At 61.2% G+C, this 22,921-nt stretch carries 19 protein-coding genes; 5 read left to right on the top strand and 14 right to left on the bottom strand.

The features are described from left to right. Nucleotides 1-58: 58 nt before the first annotated feature. The 6 genes from AAAX59_RS05820 to AAAX59_RS05795 all read right to left on the bottom strand — a co-directional run bounded on the left by AAAX59_RS05820 (nt 59) and on the right by AAAX59_RS05795 (nt 5,387). Nucleotides 59-760: an ABC transporter ATP-binding protein gene (locus AAAX59_RS05820; protein WP_035137222.1), complete on the bottom strand. Its 702-nt coding sequence runs from the start codon at nt 758-760 to the stop codon at nt 59-61. A gap of 12 nt (nt 761-772) precedes the next feature. Further along, a complete protein-coding gene (locus AAAX59_RS05815) occupies nt 773-1,633 on the bottom strand; it encodes an ABC transporter ATP-binding protein (protein ID WP_349071078.1) in 861 nt (286 codons plus the stop codon). Beyond that, nucleotides 1,623-2,702, bottom strand: coding sequence for a branched-chain amino acid ABC transporter permease (locus tag AAAX59_RS05810; RefSeq protein ID WP_006234440.1), 1,080 nt, complete (start codon nt 2,700-2,702; stop codon nt 1,623-1,625). Before AAAX59_RS05810 ends, AAAX59_RS05815 begins: the two co-directional genes overlap by 11 nt. Nucleotides 2,703-2,711: 9 nt before the next feature. After that, nucleotides 2,712-3,593, bottom strand: coding sequence for a branched-chain amino acid ABC transporter permease (locus tag AAAX59_RS05805; RefSeq protein ID WP_040358647.1), 882 nt, complete (start codon nt 3,591-3,593; stop codon nt 2,712-2,714). A gap of 139 nt (nt 3,594-3,732) precedes the next feature. Continuing rightward, nucleotides 3,733-4,920, bottom strand: a complete 1,188-nt coding sequence (locus AAAX59_RS05800) for an ABC transporter substrate-binding protein (protein ID WP_035137075.1) — start codon at nt 4,918-4,920, stop codon at nt 3,733-3,735. 215 nt (nt 4,921-5,135) lie between these two features. Further along, nucleotides 5,136-5,387: a hypothetical protein gene (locus tag AAAX59_RS05795; protein ID WP_230308399.1), complete on the bottom strand. Its 252-nt coding sequence runs from the start codon at nt 5,385-5,387 to the stop codon at nt 5,136-5,138. A 252-nt stretch (nt 5,388-5,639) separates the two neighbouring features. On the opposite strand from AAAX59_RS05795, the gene AAAX59_RS05790 reads away from it, so the two are divergent. Both AAAX59_RS05790 and AAAX59_RS05785 read left to right on the top strand, forming a co-directional pair. Beyond that, complete coding sequence (locus AAAX59_RS05790; RefSeq protein ID WP_148332586.1) at nt 5,640-6,983, top strand: homoserine dehydrogenase; 1,344 nt, start codon at nt 5,640-5,642, stop codon at nt 6,981-6,983. Nucleotides 6,984-7,197: 214 nt separating this feature from the next. Continuing rightward, nucleotides 7,198-7,947 (top strand): SDR family NAD(P)-dependent oxidoreductase, encoded by a 750-nt coding sequence (locus AAAX59_RS05785; protein ID WP_349071077.1) that lies wholly within the window; start codon nt 7,198-7,200, stop codon nt 7,945-7,947. A 280-nt stretch (nt 7,948-8,227) separates the two neighbouring features. Here AAAX59_RS05785 and AAAX59_RS05780 read toward each other — a convergent pair whose 3' ends face one another. Continuing rightward, complete coding sequence (locus AAAX59_RS05780) at nt 8,228-9,790, bottom strand: cation:proton antiporter (protein ID WP_349071076.1); 1,563 nt, start codon at nt 9,788-9,790, stop codon at nt 8,228-8,230. Between the two features lie 184 nt (nt 9,791-9,974). Here AAAX59_RS05780 and AAAX59_RS05775 point away from each other — a divergent pair, with 184 nt between their 5' ends. Next, nucleotides 9,975-13,721, top strand: a complete 3,747-nt coding sequence (locus AAAX59_RS05775) for a phosphoribosylformylglycinamidine synthase (RefSeq protein ID WP_349071075.1) — start codon at nt 9,975-9,977, stop codon at nt 13,719-13,721. Nucleotides 13,722-13,820: 99 nt separating this feature from the next. Continuing rightward, nucleotides 13,821-14,756, top strand: a complete 936-nt coding sequence (locus AAAX59_RS05770; RefSeq protein ID WP_349071073.1) for a DMT family transporter — start codon at nt 13,821-13,823, stop codon at nt 14,754-14,756. A 99-nt stretch (nt 14,757-14,855) separates the two neighbouring features. On the opposite strand, the gene AAAX59_RS05765 is transcribed toward AAAX59_RS05770, so the two are convergent. The 4 genes from AAAX59_RS05765 to AAAX59_RS05750 form a co-directional block, all read right to left on the bottom strand. Next, nucleotides 14,856-15,998 (bottom strand): diguanylate cyclase, encoded by a 1,143-nt coding sequence (locus tag AAAX59_RS05765; protein WP_349071072.1) that lies wholly within the window; start codon nt 15,996-15,998, stop codon nt 14,856-14,858. A 189-nt stretch (nt 15,999-16,187) separates the two neighbouring features. Continuing rightward, nucleotides 16,188-17,210, bottom strand: coding sequence for a 2-keto-3-deoxygluconate permease (locus AAAX59_RS05760; RefSeq protein WP_138375064.1), 1,023 nt, complete (start codon nt 17,208-17,210; stop codon nt 16,188-16,190). A gap of 141 nt (nt 17,211-17,351) precedes the next feature. Continuing rightward, entirely contained in the window at nt 17,352-17,675 is a 324-nt protein-coding gene (locus AAAX59_RS05755) for an AzlD domain-containing protein (protein ID WP_055310541.1), read from the bottom strand. Then, on the bottom strand, nt 17,665-18,321 hold the full coding sequence (locus AAAX59_RS05750) for an AzlC family ABC transporter permease (protein ID WP_161145017.1): 657 nt from the start codon (nt 18,319-18,321) through the stop codon (nt 17,665-17,667). Before AAAX59_RS05750 ends, AAAX59_RS05755 begins: the two co-directional genes overlap by 11 nt. Before the next feature lie 162 nt (nt 18,322-18,483). On the opposite strand from AAAX59_RS05750, the gene AAAX59_RS05745 reads away from it, so the two are divergent. Then, nucleotides 18,484-19,296, top strand: coding sequence for an HD domain-containing protein (locus AAAX59_RS05745; RefSeq protein ID WP_349071071.1), 813 nt, complete (start codon nt 18,484-18,486; stop codon nt 19,294-19,296). On the opposite strand, the gene AAAX59_RS05740 is transcribed toward AAAX59_RS05745, so the two are convergent. Genes AAAX59_RS05740 through AAAX59_RS05730 form a run of 3 tightly spaced genes read right to left on the bottom strand, consistent with a single transcriptional unit; the run spans nt 19,293 to nt 22,918 of the window. Beyond that, nucleotides 19,293-20,498 carry an electron transfer flavoprotein subunit alpha gene (locus AAAX59_RS05740; RefSeq protein WP_349071070.1) on the bottom strand — a complete coding sequence of 402 codons (1,206 nt, stop codon included), beginning with the start codon at nt 20,496-20,498 and terminating at the stop codon, nt 19,293-19,295. The genes AAAX59_RS05745 and AAAX59_RS05740 overlap by 4 nt on opposite strands. After that, nucleotides 20,499-21,314 (bottom strand): electron transfer flavoprotein subunit beta/FixA family protein, encoded by an 816-nt coding sequence (locus AAAX59_RS05735; RefSeq protein WP_347478248.1) that lies wholly within the window; start codon nt 21,312-21,314, stop codon nt 20,499-20,501. 2 nt (nt 21,315-21,316) lie between these two features. Continuing rightward, a complete protein-coding gene (locus AAAX59_RS05730) occupies nt 21,317-22,918 on the bottom strand; it encodes an FAD-binding oxidoreductase (protein ID WP_349071069.1) in 1,602 nt (533 codons plus the stop codon). Nucleotides 22,919-22,921: the final 3 nt, after the last annotated feature.

Below are 22,921 nucleotides of genomic sequence, written 5' to 3'. Positions count from 1 at the left end.
CACCGCAACTAAAAAGGGGCGCTGACTGAGATAGTCAGCGCCCCTTTTGTTAGGTGGGTTAGCCTCCGAGGTAGGCTTTGCGGACGTTATCGTCGTGCAGGAGCTCTTGGCCGGTGCCGGTCATGGTGATCTTGCCGGTCTCGAGCACGTAACCGCGTGTGGCGATGGAAAGCGCCATCTGCGCGTTTTGCTCGACCAGAAGCACCGTGGTGCCGGCCTTGTGAAGGTCCTCGACAATCTGGAAGATCTGTTCAATCAGAATCGGCGCCAGACCCATGGAAGGTTCGTCGAGCATAAGCAGTTTGGGGTTACTCATAAGGGCGCGTCCCATAACGAGCATCTGCTGTTCGCCGCCTGAAAGAGTGCCGGCGACCTGGCGACGACGTTCCTTCAGGCGCGGGAACTGCTCGTAGACGCGCTCCAAGCCCGGAGCCACCGTGGACTTGGGCTGCGTATAGGCACCCATCTCCAAGTTCTCCTCAACCGTCATCTGCAAAAAGGCGCGACGACCCTCGGGAACCTGAGCCAAGCCCTTACCAACCAGCTTATCAGCGGGCGTATGGGTAATGTCCTCGCCCATAAACTTGATGGAGCCGGTCTTGGAGCGCAGCAGGCCCGAGACGGTCTTGAGCGTTGTGGACTTGCCGGCACCGTTGGCACCAATCAAGGCCACGATCTCGCCCTCGTTAACGTTAAAGGAGATGTCCTTGATGGCGTGGATGGCGCCGTACCAGACGTTGATGTTGTAGACGGAAAGCATCGGCTCTGCCATTTAGTTCTTCCCCTTATCCTGCTTACCCAGATACGCCTCGATAACGGCGTCGTTGTTCTGGATTTCCTCCGCCGTACCCTTGGCGATAACCTTGCCAAAGTTAAGCACGCAGATGCCCTCGCAGATGTTCATAACGAGCGACATATCATGCTCGATAAGCATGATGGCGATGCCGAAGGTATCGCGAATCTTGACGATGTTCGCCATGAGCTCTGCGGTCTCGGACGGGTTCATGCCGGCGGCAGGCTCGTCGAGCAGCAGCAGCTTGGGGTTAGTGGCAAGCGCGCGGACGATTTCCAGACGGCGCTGAGCGCCGTAAGGAAGCGAGCCGGCCTGTTCATTTGCCAGGTGCTCCATGTCAAAAATGGACAGCAGCTCCATGGCGCGCTCGTGGGCGGCCTTCTCGTGCTTCCAATACGTCGGCAGGCGCAGCACGCCCTCAAAGCCGGAGTAGCGCTCCTGGTTGTGCAGGCCGACCTTAACGTTGTCCTCCACCGTCATGGTGTTGAACAGGCGAATGTTCTGGAACGTACGGGCAATACCCATGCGGTTGACCTGGTAGACCGACTTGCCCGAGGTGTCCTCACCATCGAGCAGGATGGTGCCGTGCGTAGGCTGGTACACCTTGGTGAGCAGGTTGAAGACCGTGGTCTTGCCGGCACCGTTGGGGCCGATGAGACCGGCGATCTCAGTCTTGCCGATGGTCAGGCTAAAGTCATCGACTGCCTTAAGGCCGCCGAATTCAATGCCCAGGTGGATGCACTCGAGCGCCGGGCGCTGGCCCAGGTCGCGGTCGGGAACGATGGCGCCAGAAGGATACGGGACCATCTTGCCCTTGTTGAACTCAAACTTACTGGGCATCGGCTGCCACCTCCTTCTTGGAAGCAAAGCGATCCTTAATGCGTGCGAAGAACGCCTTGAGCTGTGGGTTGTTGGTAAAGACCATGACCAGAATCAACACGATGGCGTAGATGAGCATGCGGTAGTCCGAGAACTGACGGAGCAGCTCGGGGAGCACCGTGAGCAGCGCCGCGGCGATAACGGAGCCGCGCATGTTGCCCAGGCCGCCCAGGACCACGAACACCAGAATGAGAATGGACGTATTGAAGTCGAACTTAGTGGCGGAAAGCTGCGAGAAGTTACCGCCGAACAGAGCTCCGGCAGCACCGGCGAGGGCAGCGGAAACCACGAAGGCGATCATGCGGTACTGGGTGACGGAGATGCCCACAGACTCGGCAGCGATCTTGTTGTCGCGCACGGCAATAATGGCACGACCGGTACGGCTGCGAACCAGGTTGAGCACAATCACGAGCGCGACCATAACCAGGATTGCGCCGGCAAGGAAGGTCGAATAGGTCGACACGCCCGATGCACCCTGCGCGCCCTTGATGATGGCGGTGCCGTCCTCGAGCAGGTGCAGGTCGTCGATCGTGGAGTTACCCGTGATGTTAAAGATCACATGCAGGCCGCGGGAATCGACGCCCACAATGAGGCAGGTGACGACCTCTTTGATAATCTCGCCAAAAGCCAGGGTCACGATGGCCAGATAGTCGCCGCTCAGGCGCAGGACCGGGATACCGATCAAGAAGCCCAAGATGGCAGCGGCGATAGCGCCGACCACAATGCTGATGATCAGACGCATCGGATCAGACGGAACGGTGCTCTCCAGCGCGACGGCAGTGACGATGCCCGTATAGGCGCCGACGCTCATAAAGCCCGCGTGGCCCAGCGACAAGTCGCCCGCGATGCCGACGACGAGGTTAAGGGAGATGGCCATGACGATATAGGCTGTTATGGGAACCAGCTGACCGGCGATCATGCGCGGGATCATGTGGTTGGACTGCATAAAGAACACGATGGCGAACGCCACAACGCACATGGCGTACGTGACAAAGTCGTGACGCGTCTGCTTGTCTTTAAGAAACTTCATAACGCTCACCTACACCTTCTCGGGGACGTACTTGCCCAAGAGGCCGGCAGGCTTGACGAGCAGGACGATGATCAAAACACCAAAGACGATGGAGTTGGCAAGGCTCGTGGAAATGTAAGCCTGCGCCATCGCCTCGATGATGCCGATGAGAATGCCGCCGACAAAGGCGCCGGGGATGGAGCCGATGCCGCCGAAAACGGCAGCGTCGAAGGCCTTGATGCCAGGCATGGCGCCCGTGGTGGGCTGCAGGACCGGCGAGTAGGAGCACAGGAGCACGCCGGCGATGGCAGCGAGGGCGGAGCCGATGGCGAATGTCATCGAGATGGTGCGGTTGACGTTGATGCCCATGAGCTGAGCGGCGGCCTTATCCTCGGACACGGCGCGCATGGCCTTGCCCATCTTGGTCTTACCTGTAAAGAACATCAGGCCGGCCATGATAACCAGGCAGGCGACGATGGTGACGAGCGAGACGGCGCTTACGTTAAACTTGGCCAAGAACTCCGGCACCGGGAAGGTGACGAGCGAAGTGAAGTTCTTGGGCGTGGCGCCCCACAGAAGCTGCGCGGCGTTCTGCAGGAAGTAAGACACGCCGATGGCCGTGATCAGAACGGCCAACGGGCCCGCTTGGCGCAGCGGCTTATAGGCCAGACCCTCAATGAGAACACCGAGAACCGTGCAGACCACACAAGAGAGAACTACAGATGCCCAGCCCGGGAGGCCGAGATACGACGTGGCGCAGAACGAGACATAGGCACCGACCATGATGACGTCGCCGTGAGCGAAGTTGAGCATCTTGGCGATACCGTAGACCATGGTGTAGCCCAACGCGATGATGGCGTAGACGCTGCCCATGGACAGGCCGTTGACCAGGTATTGGATAAAGACCGTCATGTTCCACATCCCCCTTTCGAATAGGTTTCCAGTTAATGAATGAAACAGGGACGTTACATAGCCCCTAGATACCAAGCAAGCAGGGAAGGCCAAAACCTCCCCTGCTTGGGATCAAAACCGCTCTATGTAAGGCGGCCAATTAGGCCTGTACGTACTTGCCGTCGGTGATGACGTACGCCGTGGGCTCCTTCTGGACCTGGCCCTTATCGTTCCAGGTGAGCTTGCCGGTCAGACCATCAACGGTAATCTTGAGCATAGCCTTGGACAGCTTCTCGGCGACCTCGGTCGGGTCGGCGTCGACACCAAGACCGGCCTCCTTGACGGCCTCGGCCACCGCGTGCACGCCGTCATAGGCGTCGGCGGCAAACTGGTCGGGGGTATCGCCGTACTTATCCTTGTAGGCGTTGACGAAGTCGGCGTTCTTCTCGTCGTCGGCAGAGAACGGAGTCATGAGCAGCAGACCCTCAGCAAGAGAGGTATCGAAGCCCTCAACGCCCAGGATGCCGTCCATACCGTCGCAGCCCATCATCTTGACGTCGTAGCCCATGTCCTTGGCGTTCTTGAGCAGGACGGACGCCGGCGTATAGTAGATCGGCGCAAAGATCATGGTGGCACCGGCCTGCTTGGCCTTGGTCAGCTGGTTGGTAAAGCTCGTGGCGGAGTCGTCCTTAAAGGTCTCCTCGTCAACAATCTCGAGCTTGGACTCAGCGGCCTGGGCTTTAAAGGAATCTGCGATGCCCGAAGAATAGGCGTCGCCGGAGTTATAGAACAGCACGAACTTCTCGTCCGCATACTTCTGCGCCAGGAACTTGGCAGCGTTGACACCCTGGTTGGGGTCGGTGAAGCAAACCTGAAAGACGCAATCCTTGCCGTCGGTGACGTCCTCGGAGGACGCGGACGGGGTGATCATGAACGTCTTGGGGTCGTTACCACACTCTGCGGCAACGGCAACCGACGCACCCGTGGTGGTCGGACCGACGAGGGCCTGCATGCCCCAGTCGAGCAGGGTGTTGAAGGCGTTGACGGCCTTCTCGCCATCGGCCTGGTCATCCTCGGCCTTGCTGGCAAGCGGCAGCTCCTTGGTCGAAAAATCCTTGCAGCCAAGCTCGACACCCTGGGTAACAGACTTGCCGTAGGACGCGTTGGCGCCGGTCAGCGGGCCGATGGTGCCGATCTTAAACGAAGCGTCGCCCGAAGCGGAACCGCTGTCGCCGCCGTTGGAGGAGCAGCCAGCTAGAATGGACATCGCCCCCAGACCTGCTGCGCTCGCGATAACGCTCCTGCGATTCATAACAGGGTTCAATGACTTACCGGTGAGGCTCGACATGCGGCTCTCCTCTCAAATCTCGTCGGGTTTCGGTTACCCGACAGGCCATCCTTCGCCGTGTTCGGCGTTCGCAAAATAGTAGACGCTTTAGTTGAGAAAAGTGGCGATTATTTCGACTTTTCTTTGGATTTGTTCATTTATCCATAATTATGCGTATTTCCATTGTTTTATGCAGTTTAGCCACTTTATTATGTAAAAGTAATGTTTCCATTCTGTTACAGGCGTCCCTGCCCTGAATAAAACAGCCTCACCGGTCGTGCTTTATGCGCACTTAGGAAGCGATGTACTTGCCGTCCTGGATCACATAGGCTGTCCATGCCGTCGACACCCATTAGTGTCATGTCGTAGCTCATGTCCTTGGCGTTCTTGAGCAAAACGGACGCTGGGGTGTAATAGATCGGGGCAAAAATAAGCGTGGCTCCGACAAGGAAACTCCTGCGGTTAAGTACGTTGTTGATGCTAAACATGGTGTCCCCCTTTTTTCGCTGGCCGCGGTGCGGCCGTCTTGCGGTACAGGGCAAACCTTATGGCGCAAACGTTGACAGTTTGTTACGGAAGTTCGTTTGTAGCGAGCATGTTTCCAATGTTTCCGCAGCGTTTCGGGGGTGCCGTTTTGTGCGACTCCTGTTGCCTGGCGAGCACGCACCCTCGGTTCACGCTAGAATGCACTCAACCTTTAAGCGGTTAATCCATCCATAAGATGCACGAAGGAGCTATCTATGAGCGAACCCCTGCGCACCGTGAACGTCGGTCTGATCGGTCTGGGAACCGTCGGCGGCGGCGTGGCCCGTCTGATCAAGAGCCACCACGATGAGTACCTGGCAGCCTACGGCATCGACCTTAAGCTGACCCGCGCCTGCGCGCTTGCCTGGGAGCAGGCCGAAGCAGCCGGCATTGAGCGCGAGGCCTTTACGAGCGACTGGCACGATGTCGTCACCGACCCCGCCGTCGATATCGTCGTCGAGCTGATCGGCGGCGAGCATCCCGCGACCGAGATCTTCACCACTGCCTTTGAGCACGGCAAGCACGTCGTCTCTGCCAACAAGGCCCTGCTGGGCCGTCACGTCGAGACGCTTGCCGAGAAGGCGCGCGCGTGCGGCGTGCAGATTAAGTGCGAGGCCAGCTGCGGCGGTGGCATCCCCATTGTCAGCACGCTCGAGCACGACCTGGTGGGCAACAAGATCCTGACCATCGCTGGCATTCTCAACGGCACCACCAACTACATCCTGTCGCGCATGGACGCCGAGGGCGCCGATTACGCCGACGTGCTCGCCGACGCCCAGGCAAAGGGCTATGCCGAGGCCGACCCGTCCGCCGACGTCGACGGCTTCGACGCCGCCAGCAAGACGGCAATCCTCGCTTCCATCGGCTTTGGCACCCGCGTGACCACCGACGATGTCTACCAGCAGGGTATCCGTACCATCGGCGCCGAGGACATTGCCCAGGCCCGCGAGCTCGGCTACACCATCAAGCTGTTGGGCATCGCCCGCAATACCGACGCCGGCGTCGACGTCCGCGTGCATCCCACGCTCATCCCGGCAGACCATATGCTCGCCAAGGTCAACGGCGCCATGAACGCCGTCTACGTGGTGGGTGACGCCGTGGGCGAGACCATGTTCTACGGCGCTGGCGCAGGCTCCTTCCCCACCGCGAGCGCCGTCGTGGGCGATATCCTGTCGCTCTCCGAGCAGATCAGCCGCGGCGTGGCTCCGCTGCCCGAGATTGAGCCCTATGGTCACAATCTCGCCTTTAAGCCTATGGACGAGCTCCAGACCAAGTACTATGTGCGCCTGAAGGTCGCCGACCGCGTGGGCGCCCTGTCCGAGACGGTCGACATCTTTGCCAAGCACAACATCTCGATCTCGCTCATCAACCAGGTCGAGGACGGCAAGTCGGGCGTCAGCGATGCCTGCTCGGTCATCTTCCTGACGCACCGCGCGCTCGAGAAGGACGTCCAGGCTGCCGCCGCCGAGCTTGCCGGCGTCGACTGCGTGGCCGAGGTCGCCAACGTCCTGCGCATCGAGGACGTTGAGGCTTGGACCGAAGGCGTCATGGCGAACTAGCCCAACGCTCGCCTAGCAATACGCGCCTTGAGGGCTCCCGTCCGATGTGGGACGGGAGCCCTTTTGTCACCTGCCGTAAGCACAACGGCAGAGCATATTTGCGCGAGCCGCTCATCGGTAACGCGGGCTACCGTTCACCGATATGCAAACGCGGCCGATTCCGGCTACCGCTACGCTGAGCTGCGTATGTCCGCCCGCGATGAGAGGAAATACCATGTTGCTCGAGGGCAAGAAAGCAATCATCACCGGAGGCACGCGCGGTATCGGCTATGCGATCGCCTGCCGTTTTATCGAGGAAGGCGCTGCCGTCACCGTCTTTGGCTCACGCCAGGAGACTGCCGACGCGGCCGTTGAGAAGTTGGCGGCCGCCTATCCCGACGCCAAGGTCTGGGGCCGCTCCTGCGACCTCACCTCGCTCGAGGCCGTGACCGAGGCCTTTACCCAGGCTGCAGCCGATATGGGCGGTTTGGATACAGTCGTCAACAATGCCGGCATCTCCCAGCGCTCACCCCTTTTGGACTACACGGCCGAGGAGTTCGCTAAGGTTATGGACCTCAACGTCGTCGCCGTCTTTAATGGCCACCAGGCAGCCGTCAAGATCATGACCGAGGCAGGTCATGGCGGCACCATCACCACCACGAGTTCGATGGTCGCCAAGTACGGTCAGCCCTCCGGCGTTGGCTATCCCACGTCCAAGTTTGCCGTCAACGGTATGGTCCAGTCGCTCTCGCGCGAGCTCGCCCCCATGGGCATCCGCGTCAACGCCGTCGCGCCTGGCGTAACCAAGACCGATATGGTCGCCAACCTGCCCGAAGAGGTTATTAAGCCCATCATCGCCACCATTCCGCTGGGTCGCATGGGCGAGCCCGAGGATGTCGCCAACGCCTTTGTTTTCCTGGCGAGCGACATGTCCTCCTACGTCACGGGCGCCGTGCTCCCCGTCGACGGAGCCGCCCGCTCCTAAAGGTCGCAAACCACGACTTCGAACCTCAACGAGGCCCAACGCAAAAGGCGCGCTGTCTGCATCAACCGCAGGCAGCGCGCCTTGTTCTGCTTGCAGGGGAAGCTGCGTCCCGGTATTTCAGCTCAGAACGGGGCGCAGTTTCCCTCAGGGCCTTCTTTCGGAAACTATGTCCCATTCTGGGCGCGCATTCTGGGACACGCTTTCCGCAACGGGCTTCTCGCGGAAAGCGCATCCCACTCTGGACGCCAATTCCGGGATGCATTTTCCGCGGCGGTGTCGGCTACTTGCCGTCGTCGTCCTCGGCTTCTTCTCTTGCATAGAGCTCCAACATGCGGCGGCGGTATTCGCGCACGGCGAGCTTGGCGCGCTCCAGGCGGCGACGCTCGCGCGGGGTCAGCTCGGACGGGTCGACCTCATCACCATAGGTCTTATCGGCAAGAAGATGCGCCGCGTCCACGATGCGGGCATCGATGTGGCCGCTCGCCGCCTCGGCGGAAAGACGCTCGGCAATCGTATCGAGCGTAGGCAAGCCCTCGAATACGCGACCATGGCCATGCGAAGTCAGCAGCTCGTGCTCACGTGAGAGCAGGCTCGCCAAATCGTGATGGGCGCGCAGGATGTCGAGCGCATCGGATGGATGCTCGGCAACTTCTGCCACGGCGGCGACCGGCGCGGCGTCGACCACGCGGTAGAAGAGCTGCGCGAGCAACGGCATCAAGAACACCGTGATGGCACCGGCAGCAACCATGACCGACGCAATATCTTGCGACAGCGCGCCCGCGTTGACGGCAACGCTTGTCACGGCAACGATGATCGGCAGGGCCGTGGTGCAGTACAGGGCCACGGTAATGCGACCATACGCCGACACATCGCGCGTCGCAGGACAAATGCTCATAGAAATAAGTATGGGCACGGCACGAATAATCAACAACGCCACGATAAAGCCCACGAGCAGACCCGGGCGCGACGCCACGGCCGTCAGATCGATCTTTGCGCCCGATACGGTAAAGAATACCGGAATCAAAAAGCCGTAGGCCAGGCCATCAAGCTTGGTCTCGAGCGTATGGTTGCCCTCGGGGATGATGTAGCGCAAGACAAAGCCGGCGGCAAAAGAACCCAACACGATGTCGAGATCAAAGACAGCCGAGAACGCCACGAGCGTGACTAGGATGAGCACCGTCAGGCGCACGAAGGTCTGCGACGTGGTATCGGCGCGTTCCTCGACAAACGCAAAGAAGCGACTGCCGACGCGCTTGGAGCGGCTCGGGACCACGGCCAGCAACACGCAGACCACCGCAAACAAGCCAAGGATTACAAGCGTTTGGATGCCGGTGCGGGCAGACAGCAGCACCGACATGGCAAGCACAGGGCCGAGCTCACCCCAGGTGCCATACGCGAGAATCGAGTCGCCCACGCGCGTGCCGGTGAGCGAGCGCTCACGCATGATGGGCACGAGCGTACCGAGCGCCGTCGAAGTGAGGGCAAGCGTCACGGCGATACCGTCGAAATGACTGACCGAGAACCACGGGGTAAAGCGCACGGCAAGCCAGGCGATACCAAACGTGACGACCCACGTCGCCAAGCCGTAGCGCCCCTCGACGCCCGTGATGCTCTTGGGGTCGATCTCAAAGCCGGCAAGCAGGAACAAGAAGGCCAGGCCCAGCTCGGACACAAGCGAGACCTCGGCATCTACATGGATGACGCCGAGCATATGGGGTCCCAGCACCGCGCCGAGCACGAGCAAAAAGACCGTCTCGGGAACAGGTTTTCCGGGAATCGCTGAGGCGATAAAAGGACTCGCAAAGGCCACGAGTGCGATGATGGCGAGCGAAACGAATGCCATGTGATGCCTTTCTCTTGTTTGCGCTTCACTGTAGCACCCTCGCCGTCCTCAACGCGCCGCGAGCTGTCGTATCATAGTGAGGTTTACAAACATGTGGCTCAAGGCGACCGCGAGGCTTGCCCCGCAAACCGACCGCTGCCGCATACCGTACCGTACGCCCAACCGATCAGGAAGGCAGGAACCAATGGTCTCTCGTATCTACGTGGAGAAGAAACCCGGGTTCGACGTCGAGGCTCAGCAGCTCAAGGGCGAGCTGACCGAAATTCTCGGCATCAAGGGCATCGAGGCCCTGAGGATCATCAACCGCTACGACGTCGAGGGCATCGACGAGGAGCTTTTCCGCTCCTGCGTGCCGACCGTCTTTAGCGAGCCCCAGGTCGATGTGACCTACGACGAGCTCCCCGCAAGCGATGGCGCCGTCTTTGCCGTCGAATTCCTGCCTGGCCAGTTTGACCAGCGCGCCGACTCCGCCAGCGAGTGCGTGCAGCTCATCAGCCAGGGCGAGCGCCCCGCCGCGCGCTCCGCCAAGGTCTATATGATCTCGGGCGCTCTGGACGAAGCCGCCATCGATGCCATCAAGCACTACGTGGTGAACCCCGTCGAGGCGCGCATCGCCTCGCTCGACCTGCCCGAGACGCTGTACATGGAGACCCCCGAGCCCCAGCCCGTCGAGGTGCTCGACGGCTTCCGCGAGCTCGACGAGGCCGGCCTTGCCGCCTTTATTTCCGAGCGCGGCCTTGCCATGGACGAGGCGGACATCGCCTTCTGCCAGCAGTACTTCCGCGATGAGGACCGCGACCCCACCATCACCGAGATCCGCGTGATCGACACCTATTGGTCCGACCACTGCCGCCACACCACCTTCGGCACCGTCCTGGATGACGTGACGATCGACGACGCCGTGGTGCAGCAGGCCTTCGACCGCTACATGGAGATGCGCCACGAACTCGGCCGCGACGCCAAGCCCGTCTGCCTCATGGACATGGGCACCATCGGCGCTAAGTACCTTAAGAAGACCGGCGTAATGACCGATGTCGATGAGTCCGAGGAGATCAACGCCTGCACCGTCAAGGTGAAGGTCGATGTCGATGGCGAGGACCAGGACTGGCTGTTCCTCTTTAAGAACGAGACCCACAACCACCCGACCGAGATCGAGCCCTTCGGCGGTGCCGCCACTTGCGTGGGCGGCGCTATCCGTGACCCGCTCTCGGGCCGCAGCTATGTGTATCAGGCTATGCGCGTCACCGGTGCCGGCGACCCCACCGTCCCGGTTTCCGAGACGCTCGAGGGCAAGCTGCCGCAGCGCAAGCTCGTGACCACTGCCGCCGCCGGCTACTCCAGCTACGGCAACCAGATCGGCCTTGCCACCGGTCAGGTCAACGAACTCTATCACCCCGGTTACGTGGCCAAGCGCATGGAGGTTGGCGCCGTCGTGGGCGCTACCCCGGCAAACCACGTTCGTCGCGAGTGCCCCGCCCCCACCGACAAGATCATCCTGCTGGGCGGCCGCACCGGCCGCGATGGCATCGGTGGCGCCACCGGCTCCTCCAAGACCCAGAACACCGAGTCCATCGAGACCTCGGGTGCCGAGGTCCAGAAGGGCAACGCCCCGGTCGAGCGCAAGCTGCAGCGTCTGTTCCGCCGCGGCGACGCCTGCCGTCTGATCAAGCGCTGCAACGACTTTGGCGCCGGCGGTGTCTCGGTCGCCGTGGGCGAGCTTGCCGACGGCCTGTATGTCGACCTTGATACCGTGACCAAGAAGTACGACGGCCTGGACGGCACCGAGCTCGCTATCTCCGAGTCCCAGGAGCGTATGGCCTGCGCCGTCGCCGACGGTGACGTCGAGGAGTTCATGGGCTACGCCGCCGAGGAGAACCTCGAGGCGACCGTTATCGCCGAGGTTACCGCCGAGCCGCGCATGCGCATGGCCTGGAACGGTGTCGCCATCGTCGACCTATCCCGCGAGTTCCTCAACTCCAACGGCGCGCCCAAGCACCAGATCGCCCACGTGTGCGCCCGCAGCGTGTGGCAGCCCAGCTGGGCCGGCACCACGCTTGCCGAGCGCATGACCTCGCTTGTCACCGACCTCAACGTCGCTTCCAACAAGGGCCTTTCCGAGCGCTTCGACTCCACCATCGGCGCCGCGACCGTGCTCATGCCCTTTGGTGGCAAGACGCAGCTCACCCCAAGCTCGGCCATGGTCGCCAAGTTCCCCGTGGACGGCGAGACCACCACGGCGAGCGCTATGGCATGGGGCTTCAACCCCTACCTGATGGAAGCCGACCAATTTGCGGGCTCCTACCTGTCCGTGGTCGAGTCCATCGCCAAGCTCGTTGCCGCCGGCTTTGAGCACAAGCGCGCCTACCTCTCCTTCCAGGAGTACTTCGAGCGTCTGCGCACCGAGGCAGAGCGCTGGGGCAAGCCCACGGCAGCCGTCCTGGGCGCCCTCATGGCCCAGGTCGACCTGGGTGCTGGCGCCATCGGCGGCAAGGACTCCATGAGCGGCTCGTTTGAGGACGAGGCCGGCGAGCTCAACGTTCCGCCGACCCTGATCAGCTTCGCCGTCGCCGTGGGCAGGGCCGCCCGTGCCGTCTCGCCCGAGTTCAAGGGTCTGACGCACCGCGTCGTCCGCATCGCCCCCGCTACCTATGGCGAGGACTACCGTCCCGACGCCCAGCAGCTGCTCGCCGCGTTTGACGCCGTCGAGGCGCTCACTGCTACCGGCGACGCCCTGGCCATCTCCACGCCCGGCTACGGCTGCGGCGCCGAGAGCCTCTTTAAGATGTGCGTCGGTAACCAGATCGGCATCGAGCTTGCCGAGGACGTGGACGTGGAGAGCCTCTTCACCCCGCTCTACGGCAGCTTTATCGTCGAGCTCGCCGAGGATGCCGAGCTGCCCGAGGTCGCCGACGGCGTTGTCGTCGAGCCCCTGGGCACCACCGTCGAGGGCTATGTCATCGACACCGGCTCCGAGGTCATCGAGCTCTCCGAGCTCCAGGAGGCCTGGGAGAGCGGCATCGAGGGCGTCTTTGCCTACCGCAGCGCCGACGAGACCCCCGAGGTCGAGACCATCGACTTCCGTGCCAAGGACATCCACGTGTACAGCGGCGCCAAGATCGCCCGTCCGCGCGTGATCATCCCCGTGTTCCCCGGCAACAACTGTGAGTACGACAGCGCACGTGCCTTCCGCGCAGCCGGTGCCGAAGCCGACACCTTCGTGATCAACAACCTCACGCCCGAGGCCGTCGCCGAGAGCACCCACGAGCTTGCCCGCCGCATCCGTGCAAGCCAGATCGTCATGATCCCCGGCGGCTTCTCGGGCGGCGACGAGCCCGATGGCTCCGCCAAGTTCATCACGGCGTTCTTCCGCGCTCCCGAGGTCACCGAGGCAGTTCGCGACCTGCTCAAGGCCCGCGACGGCCTGATGCTGGGCATCTGCAACGGCTTCCAGGCCCTGGTCAAGCTCGGTCTGGTGCCCTACGGTGACATCGTCGACGCCACGCCCGATGCGCCCACGTTGACGTTCAACACCATCGGTCGTCATCAGAGCCGTCTGGTGCGCACCCGCATCTCGTCCAACCTGTCCCCGTGGCTGTCGCAGTGCAGCCTGGACGACCCCTACACCGTCGCCATCAGCCACGGCGAGGGCCGCTTTGTCGCCAATGACGAAGTGCTCACCCAGCTGATCGCCAACGGCCAGGTCGCCACGCAGTACGTGGGCGAAGACGGCAAGCCCAGCATGGATCTCTCCGTCAACCCCAACGGCTCCGCACTCGCCATCGAGGGCATCACGAGCCCCGACGGCCGCGTCCTGGGCAAGATGGGCCATGCCGAGCGTCGCGGCGACAACCTGTACCGCAACGTGCCCGAGCATGTCCCCGGCGATAAGTTCATGCCGATCTTCGAGAGCGGCGTAGCCTACTTCGCCTAAACCTTTCCCATCGGGTACAATCCCCTCGGGTAACAACACCCGCCACCGGCACACCCGGTGGCGGGTTCTTTTTTGCTTCGCGCATACAGGAAGGACATCATGGAAAGCCGCAAGCCGTATCTCGCCACCCTGCCCGGACTTATCCTGGGCTGTCTTGTTTGCTGTGCGCTCTGGGGGTCGGCTTTCCCCTGCATCAAGATCGGCTACGCACTCTTTGGTATCCCGGCGCACGATGCCGCTTCGCAGCTGCTCTTTGCAGGTTTACGCTTTACGCTTGCCGGCGCCCTGGTTATCGTTGGGATGAGCGCGGCCCAACGCCGCCCCCTCATACCGCAAGCGCGCGACATCAAGCCCATCTTTGTCTTGTCGCTCTTCCAGACTATCGGGCAGTATTTCTTTTTCTATCTGGGCCTCTCGCGCGCCAGCGCCATGTCGAGCTCCATCATCGAGGCCAGCGCCAACTTCCTCGCAATCCTCTTTGCCGCCCTGGCATTTCACACCGAGAAGCTCAATACGGCCAAGGTGCTTGGCTGCGTGTTGGGCTTTGCCGGCGTCGCGCTTGTCAACCTTTCGGGCGCAGATGGCACCTTTGGCCTCACGCTCGATGGCGAGGGCTTTATCCTAGCCTCCACTGTCGCGGGCGCTCTTTCGACCTGCCTGATCGGCATCTTCTCGCGCAAGCACGACGGTGTTTTGCTTGCCGGCTGGCAGTTTTTAGTCGGCGGCCTGGTCCTCACCGCCATCGGCTTTTTGATGGGCGGCACGTTGTCCCCCACCGAAGTCGCCCCCGCCATCGCGCTCATCATCTACATGGCGCTTATCTCCGCCGTCGCGTACTCGCTGTGGTCCCGCCTGCTCGCCGTCAACCCCGTCAGCCGCGTGTCGGTCTTTGGCTTTATGAACCCGGTCTTTGGCGTGCTGTTGAGCGCACTGCTGCTCGGCGAGGGCGCTGGCACGAGCCCCGTTACCGTCATCGTTGCCCTGTTGTTGGTCTGCGGCGGCATCATCATCGTCAACAAACCCAAAAAAGCCTAGCGAGCTCACCTTTTTAGGGAGGGCGTTTGCACACTTTAGCTTAATGGAATACATCGATGAGCTGAGGGCCGCCACGCACGCAAGCGTGCGACCCTTTTCCTAGCGTATCTGGATGCCGGCTTTCTTTTTCTCGGCCTTGACGCGGTAGAGCTCCGCATCGGCAGCGCGAAGTAAGTCTTGCCAGGTATCAACACTATCGCCGACCCGCGCGCAACCGATGGACATCCGCAATGCATACGGCACCTCGGCATGCGCGAGCTCGTCGTTGATTGTCGCGCACAGATGCATGATATCCTGTTCCGCCGCTGCCTTTTGGAGCACCACGAACTCATCGCCACCATAACGCGCGATAAAGCCACCAGACGCCGAGCAGACCTCTTTGAGCGCAGCGGATATTACCTGAAGAGCATGGTCGCCCTCCACATGTCCATAGCGATCGTTAATCTGCTTAAAGCCGTCAGCGTCCATCATAAGCAGATACACATCTTCGGCCTGATCCACATTTGAAAAGAGCGACAGCATATAGGTCTCAAAACGGTTGCGGTTGTTGAGTCCAGTCAACGGGTCAGTCGAGATCAGTTGCTCCTGGCAGATGATATAGAGCAGCAACATGCTAATCATTATGCCGACACAAAGGCCAGGCACCGAGTATACGATCTGAAAGGTACCGCCCACCAGAGCGGGAACCGCAAAAAAGGCGAGGGTGCGATAAATGGCCTTCTTTTGCAGGCTTTCGACTTTTCGAGCCTGAATAAAGGCATGCAAGGACGTATATATGACGTAGCAGTAGCTAACGATAGGCTGAATCATATAAAGCGCTCCGCGACGATATACGCCCCGCGCATCGATATAGAACATAGCGTGCGTCCAGTAGCTGGTAAATGCCAGAACGACCACCAATGCGGTTGGCAACGTTAAAAGTACCACCCTATAGGGCGTGGTCAGGAGCCGTGAGCCCTGCATCGTCTCGGAATAGAAAAACCAAATGAGGCACGCGATGGCGAACAGCGAAAACGAAACCGCGTTGGAAATCCAGTTGGCCGTGATGCCTACAGGAGTGCTCACGCCGTCCGAGAGCGTCCAGATCATATCGAAGAAAATGTAGGCAGCAGACGTGTAGCCCAGCATGCTAAACAAAAGCTGCTGGGTGCTCGAGAACAGGGAGCGACGGCTTCGTACGGCAAGCCCGATAAGAACAATCATGCACAGCAGGAATATCTCGATCTTGAGTGCCTTTACCACTAGACGCCCTCCCTTCAATATCCAAGTGGCCAGAATCGCCCAATTCGAATCTGGGCAACAAACACCCCCCTACTCCGCAGGGGTAAGGGGAATAATAGCAGAGCGCCCGAACGTCACTGCAAGACAGCTCTCGTTCGGGCGCTCAAACGGCGCGAGTTGCACGCCGGAATCATTGATGGGTATCGATTGCTACTCGCCATCGATGTCGGTCGCGACAGCCTCTTCGATGGCCTCGACACCGGCAGGCGACAGGTCTTCCTTGCTCTGGCAGAACTTCTTATCGACCCAGCCGGTCAGAATCGGGGCCATGATTGCCGTGATGATGACGGCAGTGGCGATCTGCGCATACGCGGTGGGCGCAAGCTCGGCATAGCGCGGAGCGACCTCGGCGAGGGCGACCGGCGTGGTCATGGCCGTGCCGGCAATGGTGGAACATGCCACAGCCGCCTTACCATTGCCGCCACACAGGCGCTCGAAGGCAAAGGTAATGGGACCGACGATAAAGAGCGTGATGAGGCCCAGCAGGATGCCCGAAATGCCACCGGCGATGAAGCTCGAAAGGCTCATGGACGCACCGAGCTGAAAACCAATTACAGCGATCGCGGGATTGGCGCCGGGAACCAGCAGGTTCTTGATAAACGGGAACAAGTTGCCCAGGACCATGCCGATAACAAGCGGCAGGATGGATCCGATGATGGTGCCGACGGGGATGTTGGCGAGACCCGAAACACCAAGGATGATCATCGTGACGGCGGGGCCGGCCGTAAAGAACAGGATACCGACAGCGCCCTGCTCGGACTCATCGCCGAACTCGCCCATGATGCCCGTATAGAGCGCCATGTTGCAAAACGTAATGCCGCCGATGATGGAAACCGAGCTCAGGCCTAAAAAGTTATCGTTAAAGAAGTACGCGACGCCCAGACCCAGCGCGGCTGCCACTACAAGCTTAGGAATCAGCACGACGATGCCGGTCTTGATGGCGCCCGGCGTGGACTTAAAGCTGATGCCGGCGCCCACGAACAGCAAGATCGCGGCAACGATGGTGTTGGAGCCGCCGCGGCAGGCAGCCGTAAAGAAGCCGCCGACCTCAAAGACCTGCGGGCAGAAGGTATTGAGCAAAAGGCCGACGATCATCGGATAGATCATGATGTCGCCCGGGATGCGCGGTACCTTGAATTTCTTTTGCTCGCTGGCGGTCGCTTCCTGTGCCATGAAACCCCCATTTCCGCTGACGCAGAACAAAAGCCCACGTCACGCTTTGCTACAGTAAAGTTTGACCATGGTACCAGAAGAAGCAGACCGCCTCGGTGAGAAATTCGATTCGTTAGGCCGGGACGATAACGCGTCCTGCTCCTATACGAGGCTCAAAACGATATAGAACACGATGCCCGAAACGCAGCACCACAACATCGACTTTGTCTTGATTGCCACCGCCACGACGCCGGTGGCCGCAATCCAGGGAACCAAGGCAGGCCAGAGTCCCGCGTCGAACGCGCCGGGGTTCACCAAGTCGTTGGCGACCAGCGCGGCAAAGGCAGCGGGCGGGATATAGCCCAGGGCCTCGGTAATGCGGGGCGACAGGGTCCGCCCGCGCAAGGCGAACGCCGGCGCGATGCGAAAGAACGCGATAGCAGCCCACGACGACAGCCACAGAACCAAGAACTCGTTAGCGGGCATCGCGGGCACCTCTTCCGTCAAATACAGCATCGCACGCCAGCGCAATGGCAATGCCGACCACGACGCTTGCCGGCACGGCAATATTCGCGAGGCCCAAGAACTTGCATACGGCGACGGACACCGCGCCCGAAACCGCCGCGACAACGTTACCGCGCGACAGCCGCTGCGAAAAGAGCAGGCAGATAAAGAGCGAGGTGCAGACAAAGGCTGCAATGGCGGTGGGAACATCGACAACGGCGCCGACGATGGCGCCCATCGTACACGAAACGCCCCATGTTGCGATGAGGATCACGTTGAGCACAAAGGACTCGCGCGGGCCCCAATCCTCCCCTTCAACCAACTTGGCAAGCGAGATGCCATATGCCTCCTCGGTAAGTGTCGCGGCAACAGCCAGCGTCTGACGCTTCGAGGCACCCCTCAGATGCGGTGCGATCGATGCCGAGTAAAGCGCAAAGCGCGAGGAGATTGCGGCGACGCTCGCGACGATCGATGCTGCAGGCACACCCGCCAGCCACAGGTTGCAGATCATAAACTGGCCGCTACCCGTCACAAACGTACTGCTTAGAGCAAAGACCATCCAGGGCTCCATTCCCGTCTGCCCCATGATCATTCCGCACGGCGCGCCTATTGCAACATAGGTAAGCATCACTGGCCAGACGGTTCTAACGATTTTGAGCACCATACGTTTCTCATCCTGACAAGGTCTCCGAGCCGCATGTAGCGACACGGCAGAATCATCATCCGGCAGCAACCGAGTTCACCTACAATTGCCACCGGATCGAAAGACACAACTTTTTAGGAAGTCATTATGACAGCTATCGATCGAGACCGGGCGCGCGCGGCCTTCAAAAGCTACACCGATGCCTACGACGCCACCAACCCACGCATCGCGCTCAAAATCGAGCATACGTACCACGTGGCCGAGGCATGCGATGCCGTAGCGCGCGAGCAGGGCTGGTCGTCAGAAGATATTGACCTGGCATGGCTTTGCGGCCTGCTACACGATATGGGCCGCTTTGAGCAGCTGCGACGCTGGGACACCTTTAAGGACGCCGAGAGCATGAGCCATGCGGCGCTGGGCATCGAGGTCCTCTTTGGCGAGAATCCCGCCGATGCACCCGCCGTAACGAGCATCCGCGACTTTATCGATGACCCGGCAGAAGAGGAGCTCATCCGAGCGAGCATTGCCTATCACAGCGATTTCCGTCTACCCGCGCAGCTCGACGAGCGCACGCGGAGCTTCTGCGATATCGTGCGCGATGGCGACAAGATCGACATTATGCGCACCATCGCCGACAGCACTGTCGACACTATCCTCAAGGTGGACGAGAAGACGTTTCTCGGCAGCCGTTTCTCGTCGCCGACACTTGCCGCCTTTGACGAGCACCGCTGCGTCGCACGCGATGAGCGCGATGAGCCCGCCGACTTCTTGGTGGGGCTTATCTGCTTTATGTTTGAGCTCGTCTATCCAGCAAGCCGCGCGCTGGCGCGCGAGCAGGGCGATATCCACCGCCTGCTCGACGCGCCCTTTGGCATTACGCGGCCCTTTACCGACCCCGCCACGCAGGCAACTTGGAGCCGCCTAAAGGACGAGATGCGCGACTGGCTGGCGCGCGCCTAGCGCTCAAGCTGGGCCAGCAGCTCCTCGACGACCTCGACGGCGTCCCCAACAACCTTGTACTGGGCAGCACCGAAAATGGGGGCATCCGGGTCCTCGTTGATGGCGATGATGCACTCCGCCCCACCGATGCCGGCAAGATGTTGGATGGCGCCCGAAACACCGATACTCACGAGAAGCCTGGGCGAAACCGATACGCCCGTCTGGCCAATCTGGTGGCGATACTCCAGCCAACCCGCCTCCACGACGGGACGCGTGCAACCAAGCTCGGCACCCAGAGCCTCGGCGAGCCTTCGCATCAACGGCAGGTTTTTCTTGGAACCAATGCCGCGACCCACCACGACCAGGCGCTCGGCATTGGCGATCGAGGGCTGCTGTCCCCACTCCTCGGCGGGAATCGAGATCTCGACACGAGCCTTAGCATCATCCGCAAGCGATATCTGGGTGATCGTGCCGGAGCGGCCGTAGTCGAAGTCGGGAGCCTTAAAGATACCGGGGCGCACCGTTGCCATCTGCGGACGGTGGTTGGGGCAAATGATGGTGGCCATCAGGTTGCCGCCAAACGCCGGACGCGTCTGTTGCAGCAGTCCCGTCTCTGTATCCATCGAAAGTACGGTGCAGTCAGCCGTAAGGCCCGTCTGCAAACGCACGGCAACGCCGGGTGCCAGTTCGCGACCAAAAGCGGTCGCACCGTATAGGATGGCCTCGGGTTTGCGTTCGGCTACCAAATCGCAGATCAAGCGGGCGTAGACCTCCGCATCGTTTTGGCGCAGGCGCTCGTCGCGACAGGCCAGGACTTCGTCGGCGCCCGCGCAAACCAGATGCTCCAGGTCCCCGAGCGAGCCCTCAGGGCTCATGCCGACCAGTGCCACCAGACGGCAGCCGCGAGCATCGGCAAGCTCGCGCCCCTTGCCCATAAGCTCATAGGCCACGGGAGCCACGGCATCGTGCTCGTCGGTCTGCGCGAATACCCAAATGTCTCGATATGCATCAAGGTCCACCGCACCAGCAGCCTCGTCACGCTCGATCGAGATAGCGTTGACAGGGCAGGCGTCGACACACCCACCGCATAGGATGCAGCCGTCGGTTACATGGGCGCATCGGCTGGGTCGCTCGCCTTCCACTACGATGCCGCCCGAGGCACAGGCGCGAACGCAGCGACCGCAGCCGATACAGGCTTCGCTATCGATAATCAGTCCGCCCATCTATGCCATCCCCTCGATAATCTTGGCAAGCTTTGCCGCCTGCTCGGACGCCGTTCCCTCAACGGTCTCGCACGTTTGGTCACGGTCGGGCACAAACGAGCGCACGACCTGTGTCGGCGACCCGGCAAGGCCGCAACGCGCGGGGTCGGCGTTCACGTCGGCGGCACTGACCACGCGCACGTCCGCCTCCTCCGCCGCGCGAATACCGGCAATACTCGGCATACGCAACTGGCCAATCTCCTTGGCAGTCGTCATCGCGCACGGCATCTCAAGGTACACCGTCTCCTCGCCGGCATCGCATCCGTGAACGAGCGCCAGCGAGCCACAGGTCGTAAAGCCCGCGCTTTGCACGCAGCTCACGTCGGTCACGCAGGGAATCTCAAAGGCACCGGCAAGCTCGGGACCAATCTGGGCCGTATCGCCATCCACCGCCATCTTGCCGCAGATGAGCAGGTCGAAGTCCTCGTCGAGCGCCTCGATGCCGCACTTGAGGGCGTAGGTGGTCGCCAGGGTATCGGCACCTGCAAAGGCGCGATCGGTCAGCAGCAGCGCGTCGTCGGCACCGCGGGCGATGCAGTCGCGCAGCAGCGACTCGGTCGCGGGGATGCCCATCGACACCACCGTTACGCGCACGTCCATGCCAAAGCCGATAAAGTCGTCTTTCAGCGCCAGCGCGCATTCCAAAGCGCTCGCATCAAAGGGATTAATGACCGCCTGCTTGCCATCGCGCACGATGGTATTGGTCTTGGGGTCCATCTTGACCTCGGTGCTGCCCGGCACGGCCTTGACGCACACCACCATATGGAAATCGCTCATCTTCACGCGCCCCCTTTCTGGACAAGCTCATCCAAGAGCTTCTCCGAAAACAGGTTGCCGCGACCCAGCTGCCCGTCGGGATCGAGCTGGAGCTTGAGCCGCGCCGACTCGACCATGGCCTCGTGACCGTACATCGTCTCTAAGAAGCCCGCCTTGATCTTGCCGACGCCGTGCTCGGCAGAAACGGCACCGCCCATAGCCGTTACCTCCGCAGCCCACTGGGCAAACAGCTCGCCACCGCGACGGTAGTCCTGCGCATCGCGCGGCAGGATGTTCACATGCAGATGGTTGTTACCGATGTGCCCCCAGGCAGCAGATTCAAGCCCGCTTTCGGCCAGTGCGCGGCGATAGAGGACCACGACATCGGCAAGGCGTGCATTGGGCACCGACATGTCCGAACCCAGTTTGGTGATGGTGGGATCCGTGCGGCGACGCTCGTCGATAAGCATATTGACGCTCTCGGGGACCGCATGGCGGAAGAACCGCTGGCACTCGCGATCAACCTCGGTGCGCGCGACCCATGTCGCATCGTCGCGGCCACCCGCAAACTCGAGCACCCATCCCAGGTGGTACAGTTCCTCGGTCGCCTGGGCCTCGTCATCGCAGTCGAGCTCCACGTACACACAGACCTTGGCCTCTTTGTCGAGCGCCGGCAGCGAGGCAAACGCCGTCGACTGCTCGCGCTGGCGACGTAGAATATCCAGGGCGCCAGCGTCGAAGTACTCGATAGCAGCCGCATGGGACAGGACGGGACGCACGGAATCGGTAAAGGACACGGCCTTGTCTTCGCTATCGAAAAAGCAGCTCACACCCCAAACGACCGCAGGCGCCGCCTGCAGGGCAATCTCGAGCTCGGTGATAACGCCGAGCGTGCCGCAAGCACCGATAAAGAGGTCGATGGCGTCCATTTCGTCCGCAACGAAATAGCCTGAGGCATTTTTTGTCTTGGGCATGGTATAGCCGGGAAGATCGAGCTCGAGCGTACGGCCCACTGCCGTCACGAGCGACAGGTGGCGGCCCTGGGCAAAAGCCTCGCCGCGCTGAAGCTCAAGCAAATCGCCATCAGCCAGCGCGACGTGGAGTCCCGTGATATGTGGGCGCATGGGGCCGTAAGCGTAGCTACGGGCGCCGGAAGCGTTGCATGCCGCCATGCCGCCCAGACAGGCAGATGCCTCGGTGGGATCGGTAGGAAAGAATTGCTCGGGCGCTTCCTGGAACTCCTCGTAGGCCTCAAGCGATGCCTGGTCCCAACCAGCGGTCGGCAGCACCTTCTTGCCCAGCTGCTTGCGCAGCTCCGAGAGCACAACGCCCGGCTCCACGCGCAGCAGAAATTGGCCTTGTTCATCGCGGCGAAGGCCCAAGTAGCGATTCATACGGGAAGTATTGAGGATATGCCCGCCGTGGGGCACGGCACCGGCGGCAAGGCCGGTTCGGGCGCCCTGAACCGTTACCGGGACACGCTCGGCATGGAGCTTTTCCAAAATGGCACGGACCTCGTCTTCCGTTGTCGGAAACGAGATGCTCGATGCTTCGCCCGATGCGCGAGACTCATCGCGACCATACTCTTCGAACTCGTCGGTGAAGGGTTTGATGGTTGCAGACACGCG

The sequence above is a fragment of the Collinsella sp. CLA-ER-H2 genome, assembly GCF_040092405.1.
Classification (GTDB): domain Bacteria; phylum Actinomycetota; class Coriobacteriia; order Coriobacteriales; family Coriobacteriaceae; genus Collinsella.
Note: the sequence above shows the minus strand (reverse complement) of the source record. Positions and strands in the feature narration are given on the sequence as shown.